The sequence below is a fragment of the Lelliottia sp. F153 genome, from assembly GCF_002870005.1.
Lineage (GTDB): Bacteria > Pseudomonadota > Gammaproteobacteria > Enterobacterales > Enterobacteriaceae > Enterobacter > Enterobacter nimipressuralis.
In genome coordinates, this window is sequence record NZ_PKFT01000012.1 from 75,820 (window position 1) to 85,801 (window position 9,982).

Consider the following 9,982-nt stretch of genomic DNA (forward strand, 5'->3'; position numbering starts at 1 on the left):
ATGGCTTTTACCGATATCTACCGAGTGTCAGGCTCGGCCATGACGGCACAGACCGTCCGCCTGAATACCGTCGCCAGTAACCTCGCCAACGCCGACACCGCGGCGACGGCAGAAGCGGGCGTGTACAAAGCGCGCCGCCCGGTGTTCGCGGCGGTGTATCAGAACGACGAGCTGATGAACAACAACGGCTTGTCCGGTGCCCGCGTGCAGGTGATGGACGTCGTGGAATCCGGCAACGCGGTGCAGCGGTACGAACCGCATCACCCGATGGCGAACCCGGACGGCTACGTCTGGTATCCGGACATCAACGTGGTGGAGGAGATGGCCGACATGATGTCCGCGTCGCGCAATTTCGAAACCAACGTCGATGTTCTTAACAATGTAAAAAGCATGCAGCAGAGCCTGCTGCGTCTGGGCGAGGCGTAATAGATGAGCGTGAATGGCGTTTCCACTCAATCCGGTACTACCCCTTACGACAGTGGTGTATCCGCCAATGACAACAGCGCGGCAGGGATGAACAACCTGTTTATGCAGTTGCTGGTGGCACAAATCCAGAATCAGGACCCGCTGAACCCGACCGATGGCACGGAATACGTCGGCCAGCTGGCGCAGCTGACCCAGGTGCAGTCGATGGAGACCATGTCACAGTTAATGGCCAACAACGCGGTGCTGATGGACAACCTGCAAACCCTGTCGACGGGCAATCTGGTCGGGCAGAAGGTGATGGTTCAGACCGATACCCTCCAGAGTGATGGCAGCACCAACATCGAAGGCCGCCTGACGCTGGATCACGCCGCCAATACCGTCACGGTGATCGTCAAAGACGAAAGCGGCAACGAGACCAAAATCGAGCTGGGCAAACAGGAAGCCGGTTCCGTGGACTTCACCCTCAACCCGCAAGAGCTGGGGCTGAAAGAGGGCAAATACACCATGACCGTCATGACGGACAACGAGCCAGCCAAAGTGCCGATTGAAGTCGGCGGCGTGGTGAACAACGTGCGGATCCCGCTCGATGGCACTGCGACCATGCTCAACATCAGCGGCATCGGTGAAGTGGCGTACCACAACATCACCCAGTTCGGCCAGTCGAACGACAAAAACCCGAAGGGATTAACGAGTTAATCAGGAATTATTATGAGTTTTGATATTGCAGTTTCTGGCCTGAATGCCATCAACCAACAGCTCGGCGCGATCTCCAACAACATCGCGAACTCCGGCACCGTGGGCTTTAAATCCGGGCGCGCGGAGTTCGCATCCCTGTATGCCGAAGGTCAGCCGCTGGGCGTGGGCGTGACCGCCGTTGCGCAGAGTATTTCCAAAAGCGGAGCCATTTTTGCCTCTGCCAACAGCCTCGATTTGGCCATTAATGGCGACGGCTTCTTTATGATGCGCGACAGCACCGGCACCACCGCCTACACCCGCGCCGGCTATATGGCCACCGACAACAACGGTAACCTGGTTAACAACCTCGGCATGTACCTGCAGGGCTATCCGGTGGATGCCAACGGCGTGGTGCAGACCGGGACCATCGGCAATCTGACCATCAGCAGCGGCTCTATTCCGGCGAAAGCGACCAGCACTCTCGACTTTACCGCCAACCTGAATGCCAACGAAAAGCTGCCGGAAAACCCCGATTTCGATCCGACCGACGAGAAATCCTACAACCACACTTACGCCACCCAGGTGTATGACTCTCTGGGCCGCGAACACACCATGAAGCAGTACTTCGTGAAAACCACCGACAACGAGTGGGAAGTGCACTACTACATGGACGATCAGGATCTTGGCACTACCGAGAAAATGACCTTCACCGAGCAGGGCGTGCTGCAGACGCCGACCGGCCCGGTCACCATCAACGCCAGTATTCCGGGCGCAGACGGCATCGAACTGACCCTGAGCTACAGCGGCACCACTCAGTTTGGCTCCGATTTCTCGGTCAGCAAAAACTCCGGCAACGGCTACGCCTCCGGGGAACGTACCGGGCAAATGATCGACAAAGACGGCAGCGTTTACGCCACCTTCTCCAACGGTGAGCGCCTGTTGCAGGGCCAGCTGGTGCTGGCGAGCTTCTCTAATCCGAACGGTCTCTCTTCGCAGGACGGCACCACCTGGTCGCAAACCGCCAGTTCCGGTACGCCGCTGACGGGCGCGCCGGGCACCGGGCTGCTCGGGTCGATCAGCTCCAATACTCTGGAAGGCTCCAACGTCGATCTCACCGCCGAACTGGTCGGGCTGATGACGGCGCAGCGTAACTACCAGGCCAACACCAAAGTGATCAGCACCAACGACAACATGATGTCGGCGCTGTTCCAGGCACTGTAATGGACCACTTAATTTATACCGCCGTGAGCGGAGCGTCCCGCAGCCTCGCGCAGCAGCAGATCCACGCGAACAACCTGGCGAACGTCAACACCCAGGGGTTTCGTCACGATCTGGACAGCGCGATGTCGCAGCAAATTCAGGGGGAGGGTTACGCCTCCCGTTTTCTGGTGCAACAGCAGCAGGGCGGCGTCGATCTGACACCAGGGGCAACGCGTGAGACGGGGCGCGATCTCGATGTCGCCGTCAAAGGCAGCGGCCTGATTGCGCTGGTCAGCGGCAACCGCGAGGTCTACACCCGCAACGGCCAGATTGAAGTCGGCCCGGAGGGCGATCTGACCATCGACGGCCTGCCGGTCTCCGGCGACAACGGCCCGATCGTGCTGCCGCCGTTTTCGTCCGTCAGCATCGCCGACGACGGGGTCATCACCATCGTGGCGGATGACGGCGACATCGCCGCACCAATGGACGTCGACCGTATCAAGCTGGTGGATATCGCCGCCAGCGAGCTGAGCAAAAACAGCGCCGGTTTTCTGGTGACCAACGCCAACGTCAATCCGCGTACCGAAGAGGTCGAGGTGGTTGCCGGGCATCTGGAAACCTCTAACGTCTCGGCGATTAACGAAATGGTCTCCAGCATCGCGCTTAACCGTCAGTTCGAAGCCCAAATCAAAATGATGAAGGCGGCAGAAGATCTGGCGACGGCGGGCAATCGCCTGCTGCGTAACGCCTGATTTTTGCCCGTTTAGCCAAAAGGAATAACGATGAATCCCGCTTTATGGATCAGTAAAACCGGTCTTGCCGCGCAAGACGCGAAGATGAGCGCCATCTCCAACAACCTGGCGAACGTTAACACCACCGGGTTTAAGCGCGATCGCGTGATGTTCGCCGATCTGTTCTATCAGAATCAGCGCACGCCGGGCGGTCAGCTAGACCAGAACAACATCTCGCCGACGGGCATTCAGTTTGGTACCGGCGTCAAAATTGTCGGCACCCAAAAAGAGTTCACCACCGGCAATATCCAGAACACCGGACAGTCGCTGGACGTCGCCATCACCGGACAGGGCTTTTTCCAGGTTGAAACCAGCGACGGCGATATCGCCTATACCCGCTCCGGTAACTTCCAGAAAAACCCGGACGGCCTGCTGACTAACGCTCAGGGGCTGCCGCTGGTGCCGCAGATTGAACTGCCGGATAACGTTAAAGATCTGCAAATCGGCAAAGACGGCACCGTCACGGCCACGGTCGCGGGCGAAGCTGATCCGGTCGAGCTTGGGCAGATCACGCTGGTGAACTTCGTCAATCCGGCCGGACTGGAAGCCCTCGGCGGCAACCTGTATCGCGAAACAGCGGCCAGTGGCGAAGCGGTAGAAGGCGTGGCGGGCGAAGAGGCTTTCGGGCAGCTCGAACAAGGCTCGCTGGAAGGCTCCAATGTGCAGGTCGTGGAGGAGATGGTCGATATGATCACCGTTCAGCGCGCCTATGAGATGAACGCCAAAATGGTCTCGGCGGCGGATGACATGCTCAAATTTGTCACGCAGTCGATGTAACGCGTGAAGTGAAAAAGAAATGAAAAAGCAGTTAGTTATTGGATGTATTGCACTGCTGCTGGCCGGGTGTGAAAGCCCGGCGCTGTTAGTGCAAAAAGACGACGCGGCCTACGCGCCGCCAGAAGATTTCTCCATGCCGACCACCAAAGTGCAGGGCGGCGGGCTGTATAACGGCAACTACAACTGGTCCCTGACGCAGGATCGCCGCGCCTACCGCGTGGGCGACATCCTGACCGTCAAACTGGACGAATCCACCCAGGCCAGCAAACAGGCGCGGACCAACTTCGGCAAGAAAAATGACGTCTCGATTGGTGTGCCGGAAGCCTTCGGTCACTCCGTGGATAAGCTTTCCGGCTCCATCGACGGCAGCCGCAACTTCAACGGCAACGCCACTTCCCAGCAGCAAAACAGCCTGCGCGGAGCCATCACCGTGGCGGTCTACAAAGTGCTGCCCAACGGCGTGCTCGCCGTGCGCGGTGAAAAATGGCTGACCCTTAATCAGGGCGATGAATACATGCGTGTGACCGGGCTGGTACGCGCAGAAGACGTGGAACGCGACAACTCAGTCTCCTCCCAGCGGATCGCCAACGCGCGTATCTCCTACGCCGGACGCGGAGCGCTCAGCGACTCCAACTCCGCAGGCTGGCTGACGCGCTTCTTTAACCATCCGCTGTTCCCGATTTAATGGAGTCTGTCATGCGTAAAGCGATGCTATTTCTGATGCTGCTGTGGACGACGGCGGCAACCGCAGAACGACTGGGAAATGTGGTCGATATTCAGGGCGTGCGCGGTAACCAACTGGTGGGGTACAGCCTGGTGGTCGGCCTCGACGGCACGGGCGATAAAAATCAGGTGAAGTTCACTAGCCAGTCGGTGACCAACATGCTGCGCCAGTTTGGGGTTCAGCTGCCGACCAAAATCGATCCAAAAGTGAAAAACGTTGCTGCCGTGGCGATCAGCGCCACGCTGCCGCCGGGCTACGCGCGCGGGCAGAGTATCGACATTACCGTCTCGTCCATCGGTGACGCCAAAAGCCTGCGCGGCGGCACCTTGCTGCTGACGCAGCTGCGCGGAGCCGACGGTGAAGTCTACGCCCTGGCACAAGGGAACGTGGTGGTCGGCGGTGTGAAAGCCGAAGGCAACAGCGGGTCGAGCGTCACCATCAACACCCCGACCGTGGGTCGCGTGCCGAACGGAGGGTCCGTCGAGCGCGAAGTGCCGTCCGATTTTCAGCAGAACAACCAGGTGATTCTCAACCTTAAGCGCCCGAGTTTTAAAACCGCCAACAGCGTGGCGGTGGCGCTGAACAGCGCCTTTGGCTCCGGCACGGCGACGGCGCAGAGCGCCACTAACGTGGTGGTCAACGCTCCGCTGCCGGCGGGCGAGCGCGTGGCGTTTATGTCGATGCTGGAAGATGTGCAGATCAACGCCGGTAAACAGCCGCCGCGCGTGGTATTTAACGCCCGCACCGGCACGGTGGTGATTGGCGATGGCGTGGTGGTTCGCGCGGCGGCGGTGTCGCACGGCAACCTGACCGTAACCATTCGTGAATCGTCGAACGTTAGCCAGCCGGGCGCATTCAGCCAGGGTCAGACGGTGGTCACACCGCAAAGCGACGTGGATGTGAATCGCGGCAGCGGCCAGATGGTGACCATTGCAGCAGGCACCAGCCTGCGCAGCATCGTGAATACCATTAACAGCCTCGGCGCGTCGCCGGACGACACCATGGCGATCCTGCAGGCCCTGCATGAAGCAGGCGCGCTGGATGCCGAACTGGTTGTGATTTAAGGAGAGACAATGCTACAGGCGATCAAACCCCAGACCAGCGTGCTGCCCGGCGATTTTACCGGCCAGGTGAAACCGCAGAATCTGGAACAGGCAGCGGAGCAGTTCGAAGGTATTTTCCTGCGTTCGATGCTCCAGCAAATGCGAAAAGCCTCCGAAGCGCTGGTGGACAACAACCCGTTCGACAGCAAGCAGCAGCGCATGATGCGCGACTTTTACGATGACAAGCTGGCGTCAGAGCTGGCTTCCCAGCGCAGCACGGGCATCGCCCAGATGATCATCACCCAGCTCGGCCCGCAGGAGAGCGCGCCGCTTAAGAATTCGCAAGGAATGGTCGCTTTACAGGAACATCCGAAGACATTAACGCCCCCCGTCGTCCCGGTAATACGTCGCGGGCAGGAGTAATCCATGAACATGATTAACATTGCCTTTAGCGGCTTGCAGGCAGCGCAGTTTGGGATGAGCGTGACCTCGATGAACATCTCCAACGTGCTGACACCGGGCTACAGCCGTCAGGGCATTATCCAAAGCTCCGTGACGACGATGGGGCCGGGCGGTATGTCCGCCGGGGCGGGTGTGCAGGTGGACAGTATCCGCCGTATTTCCGATCAATACCTGACGGGCCAGGTGTGGCAGAGCAACAGCAAAGCTAACTACTACGGCATTAACAACCAGTATCTCAGCTCGCTGGAGAAGGTGATTGGCACGGATTCCACCAGTCTCGGCACCGGGCTGGACGATTTCTTCTCGGCCCTCGGCGCCTTAACCGCCGGGCCAGAAAGTGAAGCTAACCGCCAGCAGTTGTTGAACCAGGCGCAGTCCCTGGCGACCCGTTTCAACAACATGAACGACTTCATCAACAGCCAGAAAACCTCGGTCGGTAATCAGCGCAACACCATTGTCGAGCAGATGAACACCCTGACCACCGGGATCGCTGACTACAACAAAAAAATCATGGAGATGGACTCGACGGGCGGCAACAGCAACGTGCTGCGCGATCAGCGTGACGAGCTGGTGAAACAGCTCAGCACCTACAGCGACGTGAAAGTGGTGGAAGACAGCAACGGCAGCTACTCCGTATCGATGAAAAACGGCCAGCCGCTGGTGAGCGGCAAAGTGGCCGGACAGCTCAGCGCCAGCACCGATGCCAACGGTAACTCTGTCTTAACGCTGACGTTTTCCGGCAGCGATTTCTCGTTAAACCCGTCGACGGGCGGCCAGCTTGGCGCGCTGTACGACTACGAAACCGGCGAACTGGCGAACATGCAGGCCTCGGTCCAGGGGATGGCAGAAACCGTCGCCACGCTGTTTAACGATCAGCTGGCGCAGGGTTTTGACAAAAACGGTAATCCGGGCAAACCGCTGTTCAGTTTCGATCTCACCAATCCCGCGGGCATTTTGCAGGTCAACGATTTGAAACCCGACGAACTGGCGCTCTCCGGCAAGCCTGACGAGCAGGGGAATGGCGACAACCTTGAGGCACTGATCGATCTGAAAAATAAAAAGGTCGATATCGGCGGGATGGGCAACATGAGCCTGAACGAAGGGGCGGCGGCGATCATCTCCAACATCGGTATTGCCAGTAAACAGTCGCAAAGCGAGCTGGAAGCGGCGCAGGCGGTGTTTGACCAGGCACAGCTGCAGCGCAACAACCTCAGCGCCGTCAACCAGGACGAAGAGGCGATAAACCTGCAGGTTTACATGCAGGCATATCAGTCCAACGTCAAAGTGATCGCCACCGGCAACCAGATTTTTACTGACCTGTTAGGCATGTTTTAACCGGCGTTAAGGAACGAATTTATGCGAATCAGTAGTCTTTATAATTCCGACGCCATGCTGGCGCAGCTTGGCGTTAACGGCACGCGCATGAGCAAGCTGATGGAACAGATGGCGACCCAGAAACGAATCAACGTCCCGTCGGACGATCCGGTTGCCGCCACGCGTCTGGTGCAGCTGAACCGCGAGCAGTCGGCCATTAAGCAGTATCAGAGCAACATCTCGCGCCTCAGCGGATCGCTCGCGAGCCAGGAAGCGCACGTCAGCGCGATGAGCAATCAGCTGTTGTCCCTCAACGATAAACTGCTGGCGGCGGCCAACGGCACCCACAGCAGCGAAGATATGAACGGTTTTGGTACCGAACTGTCGTCGATGCTGGACTCGCTGGTGGCGTCGATTAACGCCCAGAATGAGAGCGGCAGCTATCTCTTCTCAGGCACCAAAACCGACGCCAAACCGGTGATCTGGGACGAGGCGCAGGGGAAATACGTTTATCAGGGCAACGACGGCTCGCGAGAAACCACGGTGGCAAACGGGGTGAGCGTGACGGAAAACACCAACGTGGTGCAGGCGTTTGGTAACGGCAGCGATCTGGAGATGCTGAACAAGCTGAAAGCCCTGAGCGAGAAAATGCAGGACCCAGATATTCCGGTCAGCGATTATCAGGATGAGATGCAGGAGATGCTGACCCTCTCCTCCGACACGCGCGACAAAGTGGCGGCGATGTTTACCGATCTGGGGGGGCGTCAGAATCGCCTGACGATGCTCGGCGATGCCCACACGGACGTCAGCACCGCCAACGATCAGGTGGTGCGTGACTTGTCGGACACCGACTGGGCGACCACCAGTATCAACCTTCAGCTGTACACCAACTCCGTGCAGGTCACTAACAAAGCGTACAGCATGATCAGTCAGCTTTCGCTCTTCAGCATGTTGTAATGGTTATGCAGGTAGGATTAAAAACCACCACCGCCTCCAGCACCGCGTCCGCCGTCCGGACGCTGCCGGGGGCACCGGCCCAGATTGCCCGAACAGAACGCGTCGCCACCCCGAATCGTGCGACGGCGCCTTTTCCTGAAGCGGCGCTGCTGTCGCGCCGTCCGCTGCGCTATAACGTGCAGCTTAATCAGCAGCTGACGGCGGTTCAGCAGGCGGATAATTATCTGTCAGAAACCGAAACCCAGCTGCTGGTGCTGCGCCATCAGAACGGTTCTGCGCCGTCGGGGCTGAACACGCTGCTGAATCAGCGCGGAAAGCTGTCGGGCGGTACGATCGATCGGAACTTCAACATCACGCTCCAGCAAAAAAGCCAGGTCACGTTCACCCTGCCGGGCGTGGAAAAACTGCTGGAGCAGCCGCAGGGTGAGACGCTGGTATTTCAGCTCGGCGGCGGCCAGCGTGAACTCACCGCCGTGGCGCTGCCCGAGCAGGCGTCTCCGCGTCAGATCCTGGCCCATCTCAATGTGGGATTGGGTCGCCTGGGAATCAACGCGACGCTCGCCCCTGAAGGGAAAGTCGCTTTCCAGGTCGACGAAGCGCGCTGGTCGCGCGTCAGCCAGCATCTTAGCGTGCGCGGCGAAGGGCAACACTTCCCGGCGGATGCCTTTACCCTGCTGGCTCCGCAGGCAGAAACCAGCCGCGCAGACGAAATCAGCCAGCTGGCCCTCCGCTGGGAGCGCGGCGACAGTAAAAAGCTGCAGCAGACGCTGGACCAAATCACCCGCGAGCGCAGTAAATTGCATTTTCACCAGGATCGCGTTTCGACGCGGATTCAGGATATGTCGACGGTTTACACCCCAGGCGAGGCGCTCGAAACGGCGCGCGCGCTGGGAGATGCCCTGGCGGGGAGCGGTAAGCAGTTTGGCCTGCTAACGCAAGCGCTGGCGGCGCAAGGGAACGTACATCAGGTGACGGTGAAGAATTTGTTAGGCTAGCCCTGCGCGGTCATTTCCTCTCCTTGCGGGGAGGGGAAACCCACGACTCAGTTTTTTTACTCTCTCTTTATTTTATTTATTCCTGCCACATAGCATTCCTTCATTTTCGTTTTACTTTCCATTTTCATGATCTCAGCTGCGATATTCTAAAAATAAAAAAGACTACACTGCTGCCCAGCATAATTAATGATTGCAATATATTTTGTTGGAAAATGATAAGGACATCATTAAGTGAGCAACGTTATCTATTTAACGCTGACGGGTGAGCATCAGGGGGAAATATCCGCAGGCTGTGGAACAGAGAAATCTATTGGTAATCGCTTTCAGTATCGCCATGAAAACGAAATTCTGGTTTATCAGCTCTCCTCCAGCAGCGTCAGCACCGCGGGCGGCGTGCATCATCAGGGCCTGCGCTTCACCAAACCCACCGACAAAAGCTCGCCACTCCTGACCACCGCCATTAATGAGAATGAAAAACTGCGGCTCAGTTTTGACTATTACCGTACTAACCGCTTCGGCCGTCAGGAAAAATATTATCATATCGAACTGCGCGGGGCGTCGATTCAGGGGATAACCAGCTCGCATAATAAAGACAGTCTGGATACGGAAAGTATCACT

12 protein-coding genes are annotated in these 9,982 nt (G+C 58.2%); all 12 read left to right on the forward strand.

The annotated features are described in order from the left end of the window. Entirely contained in the window at positions 1 to 426 is a 426-nt protein-coding gene (gene flgC, locus F153LOC_RS19850; RefSeq protein WP_100778022.1) for a flagellar basal body rod protein FlgC, read from the forward strand. Positions 427 to 429: 3 nt separating this feature from the next. Further along, a complete protein-coding gene (gene flgD / locus F153LOC_RS19855; RefSeq protein ID WP_100778021.1) occupies positions 430 to 1,122 on the forward strand; it encodes a flagellar hook assembly protein FlgD in 693 nt (230 codons plus the stop codon). A gap of 12 nt (positions 1,123 to 1,134) precedes the next feature. After that, positions 1,135 to 2,322 (forward strand): flagellar hook protein FlgE, encoded by a 1,188-nt coding sequence (flgE, locus tag F153LOC_RS19860; RefSeq protein ID WP_100778020.1) that lies wholly within the window; start codon positions 1,135 to 1,137, stop codon positions 2,320 to 2,322. Continuing rightward, complete coding sequence (locus tag F153LOC_RS19865; RefSeq protein WP_100778019.1) at positions 2,322 to 3,053, forward strand: flagellar basal body rod protein FlgF; 732 nt, start codon at positions 2,322 to 2,324, stop codon at positions 3,051 to 3,053. The genes flgE and F153LOC_RS19865 overlap by 1 nt, the downstream gene beginning before the upstream one ends. Positions 3,054 to 3,083: 30 nt before the next feature. Beyond that, positions 3,084 to 3,869, forward strand: a complete 786-nt coding sequence (gene flgG / locus F153LOC_RS19870) for a flagellar basal-body rod protein FlgG (RefSeq protein WP_100778018.1) — start codon at positions 3,084 to 3,086, stop codon at positions 3,867 to 3,869. Positions 3,870 to 3,888: 19 nt separating this feature from the next. Beyond that, a complete protein-coding gene (gene flgH, locus F153LOC_RS19875) occupies positions 3,889 to 4,554 on the forward strand; it encodes a flagellar basal body L-ring protein FlgH (protein WP_100778017.1) in 666 nt (221 codons plus the stop codon). Positions 4,555 to 4,565: 11 nt separating this feature from the next. After that, complete coding sequence (locus F153LOC_RS19880; RefSeq protein WP_181827182.1) at positions 4,566 to 5,657, forward strand: flagellar basal body P-ring protein FlgI; 1,092 nt, start codon at positions 4,566 to 4,568, stop codon at positions 5,655 to 5,657. Between the two features lie 9 nt (positions 5,658 to 5,666). Then, the gene (locus F153LOC_RS19885) at positions 5,667 to 6,059 is read left to right on the forward strand and encodes a rod-binding protein (protein ID WP_102105603.1); all 393 of its coding nucleotides are present in this window, start codon (positions 5,667 to 5,669) and stop codon (positions 6,057 to 6,059) included. Positions 6,060 to 6,062: 3 nt separating this feature from the next. Then, on the forward strand, positions 6,063 to 7,433 hold the full coding sequence (gene flgK / locus F153LOC_RS19890) for a flagellar hook-associated protein FlgK (protein ID WP_102105602.1): 1,371 nt from the start codon (positions 6,063 to 6,065) through the stop codon (positions 7,431 to 7,433). 21 nt (positions 7,434 to 7,454) lie between these two features. Next, the gene (gene flgL, locus F153LOC_RS19895; protein WP_102105601.1) at positions 7,455 to 8,369 is read left to right on the forward strand and encodes a flagellar hook-associated protein FlgL; all 915 of its coding nucleotides are present in this window, start codon (positions 7,455 to 7,457) and stop codon (positions 8,367 to 8,369) included. Continuing rightward, on the forward strand, positions 8,369 to 9,364 hold the full coding sequence (locus tag F153LOC_RS19900) for a hypothetical protein (protein ID WP_102105600.1): 996 nt from the start codon (positions 8,369 to 8,371) through the stop codon (positions 9,362 to 9,364). The genes flgL and F153LOC_RS19900 overlap by 1 nt, the downstream gene beginning before the upstream one ends. A 231-nt stretch (positions 9,365 to 9,595) precedes the next feature. Then, the coding region (gene tssD, locus F153LOC_RS19905) for a type VI secretion system tube protein TssD (RefSeq protein ID WP_146003481.1) at positions 9,596 to 9,982 on the forward strand (387 nt) is incomplete at its 3' end.

What these genes read in the sequence shown, in the direction of transcription:
- flgD (WP_100778021.1), top strand. Translation starts at nt 430, where the DNA reads ATGAGCGTGAATGGCGTTTCCACTCAATCCGGTACTACCCCTTACGAC.
- F153LOC_RS19900 (WP_102105600.1), top strand. Translation starts at nt 8,369, where the DNA reads ATGGTTATGCAGGTAGGATTAAAAACCACCACCGCCTCCAGCACCGCG.
- flgG (WP_100778018.1), top strand. Translation starts at nt 3,084, where the DNA reads ATGAATCCCGCTTTATGGATCAGTAAAACCGGTCTTGCCGCGCAAGAC.
- flgE (WP_100778020.1), top strand. Translation starts at nt 1,135, where the DNA reads ATGAGTTTTGATATTGCAGTTTCTGGCCTGAATGCCATCAACCAACAG.
- flgL (WP_102105601.1), top strand. Translation starts at nt 7,455, where the DNA reads ATGCGAATCAGTAGTCTTTATAATTCCGACGCCATGCTGGCGCAGCTT.
- flgH (WP_100778017.1), top strand. Translation starts at nt 3,889, where the DNA reads ATGAAAAAGCAGTTAGTTATTGGATGTATTGCACTGCTGCTGGCCGGG.
- flgC (WP_100778022.1), top strand. Translation starts at nt 1, where the DNA reads ATGGCTTTTACCGATATCTACCGAGTGTCAGGCTCGGCCATGACGGCA.
- F153LOC_RS19885 (WP_102105603.1), top strand. Translation starts at nt 5,667, where the DNA reads ATGCTACAGGCGATCAAACCCCAGACCAGCGTGCTGCCCGGCGATTTT.
- flgK (WP_102105602.1), top strand. Translation starts at nt 6,063, where the DNA reads ATGAACATGATTAACATTGCCTTTAGCGGCTTGCAGGCAGCGCAGTTT.
- F153LOC_RS19865 (WP_100778019.1), top strand. Translation starts at nt 2,322, where the DNA reads ATGGACCACTTAATTTATACCGCCGTGAGCGGAGCGTCCCGCAGCCTC.
- F153LOC_RS19880 (WP_181827182.1), top strand. Translation starts at nt 4,566, where the DNA reads ATGCGTAAAGCGATGCTATTTCTGATGCTGCTGTGGACGACGGCGGCA.